General features: G+C 60.8%; 13 protein-coding genes and 1 pseudogene. 12 read left to right on the top strand and 2 right to left on the bottom strand.

All coding sequences use genetic code 11. The annotated features are described in order from the left end of the window. Together HBR93_RS24960 and HBR93_RS24955 are read right to left on the bottom strand one after the other, a co-directional pair. Window positions 1-247 (bottom strand): annotated as a pseudogene (locus HBR93_RS24960) (ribonucleotide-diphosphate reductase subunit beta); the annotation flags it as partial. A 496-nt stretch (window positions 248-743) separates the two neighbouring features. Next, window positions 744-1013, bottom strand: coding sequence for a DUF2790 domain-containing protein (locus HBR93_RS24955; RefSeq protein WP_057444078.1), 270 nt, complete (start codon window positions 1011-1013; stop codon window positions 744-746). 393 nt (window positions 1014-1406) lie between these two features. Here HBR93_RS24955 and acs point away from each other — a divergent pair, with 393 nt between their 5' ends. The 12 genes from acs (at window position 1407) to astB (ending at window position 16092) form a co-directional block, all read left to right on the top strand. After that, the gene (acs, locus tag HBR93_RS24950; protein WP_057439717.1) at window positions 1407-3362 is read left to right on the top strand and encodes an acetate--CoA ligase; all 1956 of its coding nucleotides are present in this window, start codon (window positions 1407-1409) and stop codon (window positions 3360-3362) included. Between the two features lie 583 nt (window positions 3363-3945). After that, window positions 3946-4731 (top strand): ABC transporter substrate-binding protein, encoded by a 786-nt coding sequence (locus HBR93_RS24945; RefSeq protein WP_057439716.1) that lies wholly within the window; start codon window positions 3946-3948, stop codon window positions 4729-4731. 91 nt (window positions 4732-4822) lie between these two features. Further along, a complete protein-coding gene (locus tag HBR93_RS24940) occupies window positions 4823-5512 on the top strand; it encodes an ABC transporter permease (RefSeq protein WP_029294434.1) in 690 nt (229 codons plus the stop codon). Beyond that, entirely contained in the window at window positions 5509-6207 is a 699-nt protein-coding gene (locus tag HBR93_RS24935) for an ABC transporter permease (RefSeq protein WP_029294436.1), read from the top strand. Before HBR93_RS24940 ends, HBR93_RS24935 begins: the two co-directional genes overlap by 4 nt. A 1-nt stretch (window position 6208) precedes the next feature. Next, on the top strand, window positions 6209-7321 hold the full coding sequence (locus HBR93_RS24930) for a succinylglutamate desuccinylase/aspartoacylase family protein (RefSeq protein ID WP_057439715.1): 1113 nt from the start codon (window positions 6209-6211) through the stop codon (window positions 7319-7321). Window positions 7322-7348: 27 nt separating this feature from the next. Then, on the top strand, window positions 7349-8113 hold the full coding sequence (locus tag HBR93_RS24925; protein WP_169961312.1) for an ATP-binding cassette domain-containing protein: 765 nt from the start codon (window positions 7349-7351) through the stop codon (window positions 8111-8113). Between the two features lie 228 nt (window positions 8114-8341). Then, a complete protein-coding gene (locus HBR93_RS24920; protein WP_057439714.1) occupies window positions 8342-9322 on the top strand; it encodes a GlxA family transcriptional regulator in 981 nt (326 codons plus the stop codon). A gap of 241 nt (window positions 9323-9563) precedes the next feature. Continuing rightward, window positions 9564-10784: an aspartate aminotransferase family protein gene (locus HBR93_RS24915; RefSeq protein WP_057439713.1), complete on the top strand. Its 1221-nt coding sequence runs from the start codon at window positions 9564-9566 to the stop codon at window positions 10782-10784. A 194-nt stretch (window positions 10785-10978) separates the two neighbouring features. Continuing rightward, window positions 10979-11998, top strand: a complete 1020-nt coding sequence (gene aruF / locus HBR93_RS24910; protein ID WP_032861580.1) for an arginine/ornithine succinyltransferase subunit alpha — start codon at window positions 10979-10981, stop codon at window positions 11996-11998. A 51-nt stretch (window positions 11999-12049) separates the two neighbouring features. Next, a complete protein-coding gene (gene astA, locus HBR93_RS24905) occupies window positions 12050-13075 on the top strand; it encodes an arginine N-succinyltransferase (RefSeq protein WP_057960449.1) in 1026 nt (341 codons plus the stop codon). After that, window positions 13072-14541, top strand: coding sequence for a succinylglutamate-semialdehyde dehydrogenase (gene astD, locus HBR93_RS24900; RefSeq protein WP_169961313.1), 1470 nt, complete (start codon window positions 13072-13074; stop codon window positions 14539-14541). Before astA ends, astD begins: the two co-directional genes overlap by 4 nt. A 204-nt stretch (window positions 14542-14745) precedes the next feature. Beyond that, a complete protein-coding gene (astB, locus tag HBR93_RS24895; RefSeq protein WP_057439710.1) occupies window positions 14746-16092 on the top strand; it encodes an N-succinylarginine dihydrolase in 1347 nt (448 codons plus the stop codon). The last annotated feature ends 12 nt before the right edge of the window (window positions 16093-16104 follow it).

Genomic DNA, 16104 nt, shown 5'->3' with positions numbered 1-16104 from the left:
CGGCAACACGGGCGGAAGCGCCTTCGAGTTCGGCGAGGCCTTCGGCGACGTCGAGTTTGTCCAGGGCAGCCTTGGCGCGCACGATGGCGGCGGAGTCGTTGGCGGTGACGGCGCGGGCTTCGATGGCGGCGGCAGCGCCGGCACCGTCGAGGCGGTCCATGTTGGCTTCGGTGGCGTGGCCGGCGTTGGCGCCTTTAGCGGCTACTTCGCCTTCTTCTTCTTTGTCGAATTCGTCCCAGCTCAGCATGACGTGTCGTCTCCTGCGTGTGGGCCAATGGTGCCCGTGTGAAACCGGATGGTTGGGTGTTCACACGGCCCAAGGGCCGCGGTGGATCTTTAAGGAATCGTTTGTTGCAACAGCTCGCGCAGGCACTAAACGGAATAGGGCTACGGGTGTTCTGCTTGAGGCCTGAGGGGCGGAGCGACAGTGTCGTACTCCTGCGGGGCCTCAGGTCTGGCTCGTTACCCCATGTAAAGGGATATTGCAGGCCCGATTTACCCGCGCATTATAGGGAAAAATTTGCCTTTGTGTTGCGGCGGATAGCCTCAGTCGAGGGGCAAAATGAGGGTATTTCCGGCCGGGGCACGGGTTTACAAGGGTTTGCCGGGGTAGGATTTTTTTGACGGGCGGTGAGGGATTTTTGAAGCAGGGGGCAAGGCGAGGATTTTGCGGGTGATTCTTTGCCGCAAGGACAATTCCTTGCGGCGAACATTGCCAGGTTAAGTTCTAACTAACTAAGTTATTAACCGTTAGAGCAACCATTACCCATGACTTTGTAATTAAGAATATGACGCTGGCCCTGGTGATCTTCATATTCCATGCGCGCTGGAACAACTTCGCAGACATTCGGGATGGCGCTCATGGACACCACTTTGGCGATATCCAGATCGGTGGAGTAGGTGTATTCCTCAACAATGGCGGTGTGCTGGCTGGCTACGTCAGTCGGGATCTCGTCGGCCAGGGCGGCGGTGGCGCACAGGCTGGCAAGGGCCATAACTAATAAAGCTTTCATTTCCAATTTACCTTTTTACAGTCGAAGGGGGGCACGGGGCCCTTGTGAGGCCACGTGTGTAACTTGAGTAGTGAGTTCGGATTAACGTGCCTTCGTGGGGGCTGCAACTTGGTTAATCACGGTGCCTTGTTGGCGAGGCTGATTTTAGGCGCCTGGGTTGCATTCATATACCCGTGCTTTTGATAAACACTTTTGGCGGTTTTCGTAACAATCCACCACAGAGGTTTTTTTAGAGGCTGAGAAAAGCGCCACAAGCCCCGAGCCAGAGCATTGCAAGGGGATATCAGGGTAATTTGTAGGGGCTTGTTACTACCATCGTCGAATGGTTCTATAGGCCTACCCCGGCTAAAACAGGGGCATACAACAACAACTATTGTCACCGAGGTAAGAAAGATGAGTGCGGCTTCCCTGTACCCCGTTCGCCCCGAAGTAGCAGCCAATACGCTGACCGACGAGGCGACCTACAAGGCCATGTACCAGCAGTCGGTGGTCAACCCCGACGGCTTCTGGCGCGAGCAAGCCAAGCGTCTTGACTGGATCAAGCCTTTCACCACGGTCAAGCAAACCTCGTTCGACGACCACCATGTCGATATCAAATGGTTCGCAGACGGCACCCTCAACGTTTCCTACAACTGCCTGGACCGTCACCTCGCCGAGCGTGGCGACCACGCGGCGATCATCTGGGAAGGCGATGACCCTTCCGAGAGTCGTACCATCACCTACCGCGAACTGCATGAACAAGTCTGCAAGTTCGCCAACGCCCTGCGTGGCCAGGATGTGCACCGCGGCGACGTGGTGACCATCTATATGCCGATGATTCCCGAAGCCGTGGTCGCCATGCTGGCCTGTACCCGCATCGGTGCGATCCACTCGGTGGTGTTTGGCGGTTTCTCGCCTGAGGCCCTGGCCGGTCGCATCATCGACTGCAAATCCAAAGTGGTGATCACCGCTGACGAAGGCATCCGTGCCGGCAAGAAGGTGCCGCTCAAGGCCAACGTCGACGACGCGCTGACCAACCCGGAAACCAGCAGCATCCAGAAAGTCATCGTGTGCAAGCGCACCAATGGCCAGATCAAGTGGAACCAGCATCGCGACATCTGGTACGAAGACCTGATGAAAGTGGCGGGCACTGTCTGCGCGCCAAAAGAGATGGGTGCGGAAGAAGCGCTGTTCATCCTTTACACCTCCGGCTCCACCGGCAAGCCCAAGGGCGTGCAGCACACCACCGGCGGCTACCTGTTGTACGCGGCCCTGACCCACGAGCGCGTGTTCGACTACCGCCCGGGCGAAGTCTACTGGTGCACCGCTGACGTCGGTTGGGTCACTGGCCACACTTATATTGTCTACGGCCCGCTGGCCAATGGCGCGACCACGCTGCTGTTCGAAGGCGTGCCGAACTACCCGGATATCACCCGGGTCGGGAAGATCGTCGACAAGCACAAGGTCAATATCCTCTACACCGCGCCGACGGCGATCCGCGCAATGATGGCTTCCGGCACCGCCGCCTGCGAAGGCACTGACGGCAGCAGCTTGCGCCTGTTGGGTTCGGTGGGTGAGCCGATCAACCCGGAAGCGTGGGACTGGTACTACAAGAACGTCGGCCAATCCCGTTGCCCGATTGTCGATACCTGGTGGCAGACCGAAACCGGCGCGACCCTGATGAGCCCATTGCCGGGCGCCCACGCGCTCAAGCCGGGTTCGGCGGCACGCCCATTCTTTGGTGTGGTGCCGGCGTTGGTGGACAACCTGGGCAACATCATCGAGGGCGCCGCCGAAGGCAACCTGGTGATCCTCGATTCGTGGCCAGGCCAGGCGCGTACCCTGTACGGCGACCATGACCGTTTTGTCGACACTTACTTCAAGACCTTCCGTGGCATGTACTTCACCGGCGACGGCGCGCGTCGCGATGAAGACGGCTACTGGTGGATCACCGGCCGCGTGGATGACGTGCTCAACGTTTCCGGGCACCGCATGGGCACCGCCGAGATCGAAAGCGCCATGGTTGCCCACCCGAAAGTCACGGAAGCAGCAGTGGTTGGCGTACCTCACGACATCAAGGGCCAAGGCATCTATGTGTATGTCACCCTGAAAAACGGCGAGGAGCCGACCGAAGCGTTGCGCCTGGAGCTGAAGAACTGGGTGCGCAAAGAGATCGGCCCGATTGCTTCGCCGGACGTGATCCAGTGGGCACCGGGTCTGCCGAAGACCCGTTCGGGGAAAATCATGCGCCGTATCCTGCGCAAGATTGCCACGGCCGAGTATGACGGGCTGGGCGATATCTCCACCCTGGCCGATCCAAGCGTGGTGCAGCATTTGATTGATACCCACAAGACCATGAACGCCGCGTAAGCGGGTTGATGGGACCAAGCCCCATTCGGTGTAAGCCGGGTGGGGCTTTTTTGTGGGAATTCACTTTGAAGTACCAGCAATGTGGCAGTTGGCGGCTGACAGACTGCTCTCAGCAGCAAGCCAATAAATATCGGTTTATCTCGTAGGGCATTTCTGAATGTTACCCAGCGGTGCAAATGTGTAACCTTGCGCCCAAACATGAGGCAAAGTGCTACATCAGCGCCTTGAAAATGCCCGTTTTAGACGCCCGGCAAAATAAGATCAAACGCTACACTTGCCGGGATAGAAGGGTTTGCGAATAATAGGCCCGCAATTTGCAGCGTTAATAGGTTTAGTATCTTTTGCCTCTGCATAAATTTCAGGGGTTGTCAATGTGTTGGAGTCGCTTTCTCGGTGCTTCTGTAAATTGTTGTCGCATTGAGGAAATATCGGCTTCCGGCCTGTCGTTAGAATGCCGATCACTCGCTCGTCGTCGCCGTGTTGAACTGGTGTAGGACGCAGCACCGCTATTCGGTTTCACTCAGTCGCATCGTGGGCCATGGCTCATACTGCTGTTTTTGTCCTATACCGATGGAGTCCCAAGATGAAGAAACTCGTGCTGTTGGGCGCCCTGGCGCTGTCCGTGCTGTCCATGCAAGCCTTCGCTGAAGAGAAGCCGCTGAAAATTGGTATCGAAGCAGCCTACCCTCCGTTTGCCTCGAAGGCGCCGGACGGCAACATCGTCGGTTTCGACTACGACATCGGCAATGCCCTGTGCGAAGAGATGAAGGTCAAGTGCACTTGGGTCGAGCAGGAATTCGACGGCCTGATCCCGGCGCTCAAAGTCCGCAAGATCGACGCGATTCTGTCGTCCATGTCCATCACTGACGACCGCAAGAAGTCCGTGGACTTCACCAACCGCTACTACCTGACCCCGGCGCGCCTGGTGATGAAGGACGGCGTTGCCGTCAGCGACAGCCTGGTTGAGCTCAAGGACAAGAAGATCGGCGTACAGCGTGGTTCGATCCACGACCGTTTCGCCAAGGAAGTCCTGGCGCCTAAAGGTGCGACCATCGTTCCTTACAGCACCCAGAACGAAATCTACCTGGACGTGGCTGCCGGTCGCCTTGATGGCACCGTGGCTGACGCGACCCTGCTCGAAGACGGTTTCCTGAAGACCGACGCGGGCAAAGGCTACGCGTTCGTAGGTCCTGCGTTCACCGACGCCAAATACTTCGGCGACGGCATCGGCATCGCAGTGCGTAAAGGCGACAAGGCCAACCTGGAGCGCATCAATGCGGCCATCGCTGCGATCCGCGCCAATGGCAAGTACAAAGAAATCGAGAAAAAGTATTTCAACTTCGATATTTACGGCGCTGACGCCAAGTAAACCTTCGCAGTTGTCTGTCCAGAATGGCGCAAGCACCAGGGTCTCTGAAGTTTGCGCCATTTTTTCATCCGCCTTTTCGAGGACCTGAATCATGTTGAAAGGCTACGGGGCCGTTATCCTCGATGGCGCATGGTTGACGCTTCAGCTCGCCTTGTCGTCCATGGCCTTGGCCATTGTTCTGGGTCTGATTGGGGTTGCACTACGCCTGTCGCCGGTCCGCTGGCTGGCGTGGCTGGGCGACCTGTATTCCACGGTGATCCGCGGGATCCCCGACCTGGTGCTGATCCTGCTGATTTTCTACGGTGGTCAGGACCTGCTCAACCGCGTCGCGCCGCTACTGGGCTACGACGACTATATTGACTTGAACCCCTTGGCCGCCGGTATCGGCACCCTGGGTTTCATCTTTGGCGCCTACCTCTCGGAAACCTTCCGTGGCGCCTTCATGGCTATCCCCAAGGGGCAGGCCGAGGCGGGCATGGCCTATGGCATGAGCCCGTTCCAGGTATTTTTCCGGGTGATGGTGCCGCAGATGATCCGGCTGGCAATCCCTGGTTTTACCAACAACTGGCTGGTATTGACCAAGGCCACTGCGCTGATTTCGGTGGTGGGCCTGCAAGACATGATGTTCAAGGCCAAGCAGGCGGCGGATGCCACCCGCGAACCTTTTACCTTCTTCCTCGCGGTGGCGGCGATGTACCTGGTGATCACCAGCGTCTCGTTGCTGGCCCTGCGTTACCTTGAGAAGCGCTACTCGGTAGGCGTAAAGGCGGCTGATCTATGATCTTCGACTACAACGTCATCTGGGAGGCCATGCCGCTGTACCTTGGCGGCTTGCTGACCACCCTCAAACTGCTGCTGATCTCGCTGTTCTTCGGCCTGCTCGCCGCCGTGCCCCTGGGCCTGATGCGGGTGTCCAAGCAGCCGCTGGTCAATGGCGCGGCCTGGCTCTACACCTATGTGATCCGCGGCACGCCGATGCTGGTGCAGCTGTTCCTGATCTACTACGGCCTGGCCCAGTTCGAAGCGGTACGCGAGAGCTTCCTCTGGCCGTGGCTGTCCAGCGCAACCTTCTGCGCCTGCCTGGCCTTTGCCATCAATACCAGTGCCTACACCGCAGAAATCATCGCCGGCAGCCTCAAGGCCACGCCCCATGGCGAGATCGAAGCCGCCAAGGCCATGGGCATGTCGCGCTACAAGCTGTACCGCCGCATCCTGCTGCCCTCGGCCCTGCGCCGGGCACTGCCGCAGTACAGCAATGAAGTGATCATGATGTTGCAGACCACCAGCCTGGCCTCCATCGTTACCCTGATCGACATCACCGGTGCCGCGCGCACGGTGAACGCCCAGTACTACCTGCCGTTCGAAGCCTATATCACCGCGGGCCTGTTCTACCTGTGCCTGACGTTCATCCTGGTGCGCCTGTTCAAGCTGGCCGAGCGTCGCTGGTTGAGCTACCTGGCTCCACGGAAGCACTGATATGGAACGCATCGACCACGTATTGCCCTGGGGGCACCTGGGCTGCGAGCGCCAACTGACGGTGTTCCGCTTCGGCCACGGCGAGCGCAAGGCGTATCTGCAGGCCAGCCTGCACGCCGATGAGTTGCCGGGGATGCGCGCGGCCTGGGAGCTGAAAAAGCGCCTGCTTGAGCTGGAGCAGCAGGGTGCGCTCAACGGGGTGATCGAACTGGTGCCGGTGGCCAACCCGATGGGCCTCGGGCAGTTGCTGCAAGGCAGCCACCAGGGGCGTTTCGAGATTGGCAGCGGCAAGAACTTCAACCGTGATTTCGTCGAGTTGAGCGCGCCGGTGGCGGCCCTGCTGGAAGGCCGGCTGGGCGACGATCCTCACGCCAACGTGCGCATGATCCGCCAGGCGATGAGCGATGCGCTCAATGCATTGCCCGAGCCGAGCAGCCAGTTGCAAGGCATGCAGCGGGTCTTGCTGAGCCATGCCTGCACCGCCGATGTGGTCCTCGACCTGCACTGCGATGCCGAAGCTGCGCTGCACATGTACGCGCTGCCCCAGCACTGGCCGCAGTGGCGTTCGTTGTCGGCGCATTTGAATGTGAAGGTCGGCCTGTTGGCGGAAGACTCCGGCGGCAGCTCGTTTGATGAAGCCTGCTCGTTGCCGTGGCTGCGTTTGTCGCGGGCGTTCCCCGAGGCGCAGATCCCCCTGGCTTGCCTGGCAACCACCCTGGAGCTGGGCGGTCAGGCCGACACCGGTCGGGATGAGGCGATTTTTCACGCCGAAGGCATCCTCGCGTTCCTCGCCGAGCAGGGCCTGATCAAGGGTGAGTGGCCGGCGCCGCAACATGAGCCGTGTGAAGGGGTGCCCTTTGAAGGCACCGAATTGCTGTTCGCACCCCACGCCGGGGTGATCAGTTACCTGCGTAAAGCCGGTGACTGGGTGGAAACCGGCGAACCGATTTTTGAAGTGATTGATCCTTTGGCCGACCGCGTCAGCATTGTCTGTGCCGGTACGTCGGGGGTGTTGTTTGCCGTTGAACGGCTACGTTATGCCCAAGCGGGTTTCTGGCTGGCCAAGGTGGCGGGGCGCGAAGCGCTGCGTCACGGGCGCTTGCTCAACGACTGACCAACTGTTTTTGTGAGAACCGACCGCATGTACAAACTTGAAGTCCAAGACCTGCATAAACGCTATGGCAGTCATGAAGTGCTCAAAGGCGTGTCCTTGGCCGCCGCGGCCGGTGATGTGATCAGCATCATCGGGTCCAGTGGCTCGGGCAAAAGTACCTTTTTGCGCTGCATCAACCTGCTGGAGCAGCCTCACGCCGGCAAGATCCTGCTCAATAACGAAGAGCTGAAGCTGGTGGCCAACAAGGACGGCGCGATGAAGGCCGCCGACCCCAAGCAGTTGCAGCGCATGCGTTCGCGCCTGTCCATGGTGTTCCAGCATTTCAACCTGTGGTCGCACATGACCGCCCTGGAAAACGTCATGGAAGCCCCGGTACACGTGCTGGGCATGTCGAAAAAAGACGCCCGCGAAAAGGCCGAGCACTACCTGGCCAAAGTGGACGTGGCCCACCGCAAGGACGCCTTCCCCGGCCATATGTCCGGTGGCGAGCAGCAGCGCGTGGCAATTGCCCGGGCGCTGGCGATGGAGCCTGAGGTGATGCTGTTTGACGAGCCGACTTCGGCCCTCGACCCGGAGCTGGTCGGCGAAGTCTTGAAAGTCATGCAGGACCTGGCCCTGGAAGGCCGGACCATGGTGGTGGTGACTCACGAAATGGGCTTTGCCCGTGAAGTGTCGAACCAGTTGGTGTTCCTGCACAAAGGCATTGTCGAAGAGCGCGGCAACCCGCGTGAAGTGCTGGTCAACCCGCAGTCCGAGCGGTTGCAGCAGTTCTTGTCCGGCAGCTTGAAGTAAACAGGGCTGCGTTTATGCACTGAAATAGTGCATGCTTCGCAGCCTTGAGGTTGGCCTCGATTCCCTGTGGGGGCGGGCTTGCCTGCGATGGCGAGGTGACTGGCCCGCCGCTGTCGCAGGCAAGCCAGCCCCCACATCAGATCTCTGTTTGTGTTGAGTTTTGTGTTTACTTACGGGCTAGCATTGGCCCATGCCTCTACTCCCGTTTTTCGTTTCGGATAGCATTCCATGACAGCCCATCGCATCGGTTTCCTGATTTGGCCCAGCACTAAAGCCCTGACGCTTGCGCTGGCTGAGGAGGCCTTGCGCGTTGCCCAGCGGGTGCATCCGGATGTGGTCTACGAGGTGTCATTCCTGCAGGCCGAGCCGCCGGTCGAGGGTGAGTGGAAATTGCCCGGCGAACCCTGGGCCGGCAAGCTGGAAGGTTTCCAGAAGCTGTTCCTGCTGGCCGATGAGCCGCCGACGGTGATCGCCTCGCAACTGGGCTCTGCGCTCAAGCAGCTGGTACGCGCCGGCTGCGTGATCGGTGGCTTGTCGGCAGGGGTGTATCCCCTGGCGCAACTGGGGTTGCTCGATGGCTATCGTGCTGCCGTGCACTGGCGCTGGCAGGACGACTTTGCCGAGCGTTTTCCCAAGGTCATTGCCACCAGCCATTTGTTCGATTGGGACCGCGATCGCCTGAGCGCCTGTGGCGGCATGTCGGTCCTCGACCTGATGCTGGCAGTGCTGGCCCGTGACCACGGCGCCGAACTGGCGGGCGCGGTCTCCGAAGAACTGGTGGTGGAGCGCATCCGTGAAGGCGGCGAGCGTCAGCGCATCCCTCTGCAAAACCGCCTGGGCTCCAGCCATCCGAAGCTGACCCAGGCGGTGTTGCTGATGGAGGCCAATATCGAAGAACCGCTGACCACCGACGAAATCGCCCAGCATGTGTGCGTGTCGCGACGACAACTGGAACGGATCTTCAAGCAATACCTCAACCGCGTTCCCAGCCAGTACTACCTGGAGCTGCGCCTGAACAAGGCGCGCCAGATGTTGATGCAAACCAGCAAGTCGATCATCCAGATCGGCCTGTCCTGCGGCTTCTCCTCGGGGCCGCACTTCTCCAGCGCCTACCGCAACTTCTTCGGCGCCACCCCGCGTGAAGACCGCAACCAGCGTCGCAGCAGCAGCCCGTTCGAGTTGTCGTCGGTGCCGTCCGAGCGCGGCTGAGCAGCGTCTTGTCCGGCGCATGCAACTGAGCAAAATTCCCACGGCACTGCCGCAACCGCCTGTCTTCTGTTTAAACTGCGCCATTGCGAAGCTATTTGTCGCATTGGCGTAAACCCGCGTAAAACGGGGGTTGGCGCTATAAGAAGTTGTCGCTTGGCGGCAAGGCCGCGCTGAAAACTGTCCTTACAATCCCTGCATCGCCCGCCAGTTTCAGGCAGGCGTTCCTCTTCAGGAGACTCCGATGTCCGTTGAGCAAGCCCCGGTGCAACGTGCCGATTTCGACCAGGTCATGGTGCCCAACTATGCCCCTGCCGCCTTTATCCCTGTGCGTGGCGAAGGTTCCCGTGTGTGGGACCAGTCGGGTCGCGAGCTGATCGACTTTGCCGGCGGCATCGCAGTAAACGTGCTGGGCCATGCCCACCCGGCGCTGGTCGGTGCACTGACTGAACAGGCCAACAAGCTGTGGCACGTCTCTAACGTGTTCACCAATGAGCCGGCCCTGCGCCTGGCCCATAAGCTGATCGACGCCACCTTTGCCGAGCGCGTGTTCTTCTGCAACTCCGGCGCCGAAGCCAACGAGGCCGCCTTCAAGCTGGCCCGTCGCGTGGCGTTCGACCGTTTCGGCAGCGAGAAATACGAGATCATCGCCGCACTGAACAGCTTCCACGGCCGCACCCTGTTTACCGTCAACGTCGGTGGCCAGTCGAAGTACTCCGATGGCTTCGGTCCTAAAATCACCGGCATCACCCACGTTCCTTATAACGACCTGGACGCGCTGAAAGCTGCGGTGTCGGACAAGACCTGCGCCGTGGTGCTGGAACCGATCCAGGGTGAAGGCGGCGTGCTGCCGGCCGAGCTGGCCTACCTGCAAGGTGCCCGCGACCTGTGTGACGCCAACAATGCACTGCTGGTGTTCGACGAAGTGCAGACCGGTATGGGCCGTAGCGGCCATCTGTTTGCCTACCAGCACTACGGCGTGGTGCCTGACATCCTTACCAGCGCCAAGAGCCTGGGCGGTGGTTTCCCGATTGCCGCGATGCTGACCCGTGAAGACCTGGCCAAGCACCTGGTGGTCGGCACCCACGGCACCACCTACGGCGGCAACCCGCTGGCATGCGCGGTGGCGGAAGCGGTGATCGACGTGATCAACACCCCTGAGGTGCTGGCCGGCGTGAATGCCAAGCACGACCTGTTCAAGGCCCGCCTGGAGCAGATCGGCCAGAAATACGGGATCTTCACCCAGGTGCGTGGCATGGGCCTGCTGCTCGGTTGTGTATTGAGCGATGCCTTCAAAGGCAAGGCCAAGGACGTGTTCAACGCGGCCGAGAAAGAAAACCTGATGATCCTGCAAGCCGGCCCGGACGTGGTGCGCTTTGCGCCGAGCCTGGTGGTGGAAGATGCGGATATCACTGAAGGGCTGGATCGTTTTGAGCGTGCTGTAAAAACACTGACGCAAGCCTGATAGATACACATTTATCTAACGAACCGGATCAAATGTGGGAGCGGGCTTGCCCGCGATAGCGATCTGTCAGTCGACGTTGTTGTGACTGGCCCACCGCAATCGCGGGCAAGCCCGCTCCCACATTGGAACCTGGGTGATTCCAGGTTCGGTGTCCGGCATTTTTTTATGAAGTTTTCGAGTTAAGGAGTGACACCATGCTGGTGATGCGCCCCGCGCAAATGGCTGATCTGGGCGAGGTACAGCGTCTGGCTGCGGACAGCCCGATTGGTGTCACCTCCCTGCCGGATGACGTTGAACGCCTGAGCGACAAAATCGCCGCCAGCGAAGCGTCCTTCGCCGCCGAAGTGAGTTTCAACGGCGAAGAAAGCTATTTCTTTGTTCTCGAAGACACCGTTGCCGGCAAGCTGGTGGGCTGTTCGGCCATCGTCGCCTCGGCCGGTTATTCCGAGCCGTTCTACAGCTTTCGCAACGAGACCTTCGTCCACGCCTCCCGTGAACTGAAGATCCACAACAAGATTCACGTCCTGTCCCAGTGCCACGACCTGACCGGCAACAGCTTGCTGACCAGCTTCTATGTGGTGCCGGAGCTGGTGGGGTCGGCCTGGTCGGAGCTCAACTCCCGTGGCCGCCTGTTGTTTGTCGCCAGCCATCCGGAGCGGTTTGCCGATTCTGTGGTGACCGAGATTGTCGGCTACAGCGATGAGAACGGTGACTCGCCGTTCTGGGACGCCATCGGCCGCAACTTCTTCGACCTCAACTATGCTGCCGCCGAGCGCCTGTGCGGGTTGAAGAGCCGCACCTTCCTCGCCGAACTGATGCCGCACTACCCAATCTACGTGCCGCTGTTGCCGGATGAAGCCCAGGAAGCCATGGGCCAGGTACACCCGCGTGCGCAGATCACCTTCGACATCCTGATGCGCGAAGGCTTTGAAACCGACCATTACATCGACATCTTCGACGGTGGCCCGACCCTGCATGCGCGGGTCTCGGGCATTCGTTCGATCGCCCAGAGCCGCGTGGTGCCGGTGAAGATCGGCGAGATGGTCAAGGGCGTCGGCCGCCAGTACCTGGTGAGCAACGCGCAGTTGCAGGATTACCGCGCGGTCATGCTCGAACTGGACTACGCGCCGGGCAAGCCCGTGACCCTGGACCTGGAAGCAGCCGAAGCCCTGGGCGTCGGCGAAGGCGCCAGCGTGCGTCTGGTCGCGGTTTAAAAGCAGAGTTTCGCGGGTGGCTGCAGCCAGCGGCCCGTTTGAGGAGATAGCATGATCGTTCGTCCCGTACGCAGCAGCGATTTACCGGCCCTGATTGAATTGGCGCGCAGCACTGGCACCGGTCTCACCACCTTGCCGGCCAACGAAGAGCGCCTGACCCACCGGGTGGGCTGGGCTGAAAAAACCTTTCGCGGCGAAGCCGGGCGCGGGGATGCCGACTACCTGTTTGTGCTGGAGAACGACGAAGGCCGCGTGGTGGGGATTTCCGCGATTGCCGGCGCCGTCGGCCTGCGCGAGCCGTGGTACAACTTCCGGGTCGGCCTGACGGTCAGCGCCTCCCAGGAGCTGAACATCTACCGCGAGATTCCTACGCTGTTCCTGGCCAACGACCTGACGGGCAACTCCGAGCTGTGCTCGCTGTTCCTGCATGCCGATTACCGCAACGGCCTCAACGGTCGCATGCTGGCCAAGGCGCGGATGCTGTTTATCGCCGAGTTCCCGCAGCTGTTTGGCAACAAGATCATCGCCGAGATGCGCGGGGTGTCCAATGACGCCGGGCGTTCGCCGTTCTGGGAAAGCCTGGGCCGGCACTTCTTCAAGATGGAGTTCAGCCAGGCCGACTACCTCACCGGCGTGGGCAACAAGGCGTTTATCGCCGAACTGATGCCCAAGTTCCCGCTGTACACCTGCTTTTTGTCCGAGGACGCCCGCAACGTGATCGGCAAGGTTCATCCCGACACCGAGCCGGCCTTGAGTATGCTCAAGAGCGAAGGCTTCAGCTACCAGGGTTACGTCGATATCTTCGACGCAGGTCCGGCGGTGGAGTGTGAGACCAGCAAGATCCGCGCGGTGCGCGACAGCCAGGCGCTGGTACTGGCCATTGGCACGCCGGGGGACGACGCCACGCCGTTCCTGATGCATAACCGTAAACGTGAAGAGTGCCGCATCACCGCCGCACCGGCGCGCCTGGCTGCCGGCACGCTGGTGGTCGATCCGCTGACCGCCAAGCGCCTGCAACTGGTGGCTGGTGATCAAGTGCGTGCGGTACCGTTGTCTGCTGCCCGGGAGTCGAAATAATGAATGCGTTGTATATCGCAGGGAGCTGGCTGGCTGGCCAGGGTGAACGCTTTGAGTCGCTGAACCCGGTGACCCAGCAAGTGGTCTGGGCCGGCAATGGCGCCAGCGTCGAGCAGGTCGAATCCGCGGTGCAGGCCGCACGCCAAGCGTTCCCGGCCTGGGCCAAGCGCCCGCTGCAAGAGCGCATCAGTGTGCTGGAAACCTTTGCCGCCACCCTGAAAAGCCGTGCCGATGAAATCGCCCGCTGCATTGGCGAGGAAACCGGCAAGCCTCTGTGGGAATCGGCCACCGAAGTCACCAGCATGGCCAATAAAATCGCGATCTCGGTGCAAAGCTACCGCGAGCGTACCGGCGAGAAGAGCGGCCCCCTGGGCGACGCCACCGCTGTATTGCGCCACAAGCCTCACGGTGTGGTCGCAGTATTCGGCCCTTACAACTTCCCTGGCCACTTGCCCAATGGGCATATCGTCCCGGCCTTGCTCGCGGGTAATACCGTATTGTTCAAACCGAGCGAGCTGACCCCTAAAGTGGCCGAGCTGACGGTGCAGTGCTGGGTCGAAGCCGGCCTGCCAGCGGGCGTGTTGAACCTGCTGCAAGGCGCGCGCGAGACCGGGATTGCCCTGGCCTCAAATCCAGGTATCGACGGGCTGTTCTTCACTGGCTCCAGCCGCACCGGCAACCACCTGCACCAGCAATTCGCCGGGCGCCCGGACAAGATCCTCGCGCTGGAAATGGGCGGCAACAACCCGCTGGTGGTGGACCAGGTGGCCGATGTGGACGCTGCGGTCTATACCATCATCCAGTCGGCCTTTATTTCCGCCGGCCAGCGCTGCACCTGCGCCCGGCGCCTGCTGGTACCGGAAGGCGCCTGGGGCGATGCACTGCTGGCGCGCCTGGTGGCGGTCAGCGCGACCATTGCCGTCGGTGCCTACGACCAGCAACCGCCGCCGTTCATGGGCTCGGTGATCTCCCTGGCGGCGGCCAAGGCCTTGATGGAGGCCCAGGAACTGATGCTGGCCAACGGCGCCGTGGCGCTGCTGGAAATGACTCAGCCCCAGGCGCAGGCAGCCTTGCTGACGCCAGGCATCATCGACGTCACGGCCGTGATCGAGCGCGAGGACGAAGAGCTGTTCGGCCCGTTGCTGCAAGTCATTCGCTATACGGATTTTGAAGCGGCGATCAGTGAAGCCAACAACACCCAGTACGGCCTGGCCGCCGGTCTGTTGTCGGACTCCGAGGCGCGTTACCAGCAGTTCTGGCTGGAGAGCCGGGCCGGTATCGTCAACTGGAACAAGCAACTGACCGGCGCCGCCAGCACCGCGCCCTTTGGCGGGGTAGGGGCATCGGGCAATCATCGCGCCAGTGCGTATTACGCGGCGGATTATTGCGCGTACCCGGTGGCGTCCCTGGAAACCCCGAGCCTGGTCTTGCCGGCCGCGCTGACTCCGGGTGTGACGCTGATCTAAATGTGGCAGCTGGCGTGTGTGGGAGCTGGCTTGCCTGCGATGCGGACACCTCGATCTTTCAGTCAGATTGAGGGGATGCCATCGCAGGCAAGCCAGCTCCTACACTCGCCGGCGCCTACAGTTGATCGGGTTTGCAGAGACAGATTTGTGGTGTGTTGAAGACCTTTGATGCCTATAAAAACAGATGTTCGTGGAGCCTCGCCGATGAAATCCTGTGAAGTCAATTTTGACGGTCTTGTGGGGCCGACCCATAACTACGGCGGTTTGTCCTACGGCAACGTCGCGTCCCAGAGCAACAGCCAGCAATCTTCCAACCCCAAGGAAGCGGCGTTGCAGGGCCTGGCGAAAATGAAAGCCCTGATGGACATGGGCTTTGTGCAAGGCGTGCTCGCCCCCCAGGAACGCCCGGATGTGGGCGCATTGCGCCGCCTTGGCTTTGCCGGTAGCGACGCCCAGGTGATCCAGCAGGCGGCCAAGCAGGCCATGCCGTTACTGGTGGCCAGTTGTTCCGCATCGAGCATGTGGGTGGCCAACGCCGCCACGGTCAGCCCGAGCGCCGACACGGCCGACGGCCGCGTGCATTTCACCGCCGCCAACCTCAACTGCAAATACCACCGCAGCATCGAACACCCGACCACCAGCCGCGTGCTGGGGGCGATGTTTGCTGACCAGAAGCACTTCGCCCACCACGCCGCGTTGCCGGCCGTGGCGCAGTTCGGTGACGAAGGCGCGGCTAACCACACGCGTTTCTGCCGCGAATATGGTGAGGCGGGCGTGGAGTTTTTCGTGTTTGGGCGCAGTGCGTTCGACACCCGTTACCCGGCGCCGCAAAAGTACCCGGCACGCCAGACCCTCGAAGCGTCCCAGGCGGTTGCCCGTTTGCATGGCCTGCAGGATGACGGTGTGGTCTACGGCCAGCAGAACCCGGCCGTGATTGATGCCGGTGTGTTCCACAACGATGTGATCGCGGTGGGCAACGGCGAAGTGCTGTTCTATCACGAGGATGCGTTCCTCAATACTGAGCAAATGCTGGCTGAGCTGCAGGCCAAGCTGGGCAAGGTTGGCGGCAACTTCCAGGCGATCTGCGTGCCCCGCGCCCTGGTCAGCGTCGAAGACGCCGTGCGCTCTTACCTGTTCAACAGCCAGTTGCTGAGCCGCGCCGACGGTTCGATGCTGTTGATCGTGCCCGAAGAGTGCCACAACAACGAGCGCGTCTGGCACTACCTGCAAAGCCTGACCCGTTCCGGTGGGCCGATCGGCGAAGTGAAAGTCTTCGACCTCAAGCAGAGCATGCAGAACGGCGGCGGCCCGGCCTGCCTGCGTTTGCGCGTGGCGCTGAAGGAGGCTGAACTGGCGGCGGTCAACCCAGGGGTTATCATGACGGCACCGCTGTATGAAACGTTGACCCAATGGGTCGGCAAGCACTACCGCGACAGCCTGCGCGAAACCGACCTGGCTGACCCGCAGTTGCTGCTCGAATGTCGCACGGCATTGGATGAACTGACGCAAATCCTTAAACTGGGCTCGGTTTATCCTTTCCAGATCAATTAAAGCCCCACGGCT

The organism is Pseudomonas sp. WS 5411 (genome assembly GCF_012985595.1).
GTDB classification, from domain to species: Bacteria; Pseudomonadota; Gammaproteobacteria; order Pseudomonadales; family Pseudomonadaceae; genus Aquipseudomonas; species Aquipseudomonas shahriarae.
The sequence above is the reverse complement of the archived record's forward strand: the minus strand, read 5'-3'. Positions and strand labels throughout refer to the sequence as shown.

Bases quoted from the DNA above. Each gene is read 5' to 3' on its own strand.
- HBR93_RS24955 (WP_057444078.1), bottom strand. From the start codon at position 1,013: ATGAAAGCTTTATTAGTTATGGCCCTTGCCAGCCTGTGCGCCACCGCC.
- acs (WP_057439717.1), top strand. From the start codon at position 1,407: ATGAGTGCGGCTTCCCTGTACCCCGTTCGCCCCGAAGTAGCAGCCAAT.
- HBR93_RS24945 (WP_057439716.1), top strand. From the start codon at position 3,946: ATGAAGAAACTCGTGCTGTTGGGCGCCCTGGCGCTGTCCGTGCTGTCC.
- HBR93_RS24940 (WP_029294434.1), top strand. From the start codon at position 4,823: ATGTTGAAAGGCTACGGGGCCGTTATCCTCGATGGCGCATGGTTGACG.
- HBR93_RS24935 (WP_029294436.1), top strand. From the start codon at position 5,509: ATGATCTTCGACTACAACGTCATCTGGGAGGCCATGCCGCTGTACCTT.
- HBR93_RS24930 (WP_057439715.1), top strand. From the start codon at position 6,209: ATGGAACGCATCGACCACGTATTGCCCTGGGGGCACCTGGGCTGCGAG.
- HBR93_RS24925 (WP_169961312.1), top strand. From the start codon at position 7,349: ATGTACAAACTTGAAGTCCAAGACCTGCATAAACGCTATGGCAGTCAT.
- HBR93_RS24920 (WP_057439714.1), top strand. From the start codon at position 8,342: ATGACAGCCCATCGCATCGGTTTCCTGATTTGGCCCAGCACTAAAGCC.
- HBR93_RS24915 (WP_057439713.1), top strand. From the start codon at position 9,564: ATGTCCGTTGAGCAAGCCCCGGTGCAACGTGCCGATTTCGACCAGGTC.
- aruF (WP_032861580.1), top strand. From the start codon at position 10,979: ATGCTGGTGATGCGCCCCGCGCAAATGGCTGATCTGGGCGAGGTACAG.
- astA (WP_057960449.1), top strand. From the start codon at position 12,050: ATGATCGTTCGTCCCGTACGCAGCAGCGATTTACCGGCCCTGATTGAA.
- astB (WP_057439710.1), top strand. From the start codon at position 14,746: ATGAAATCCTGTGAAGTCAATTTTGACGGTCTTGTGGGGCCGACCCAT.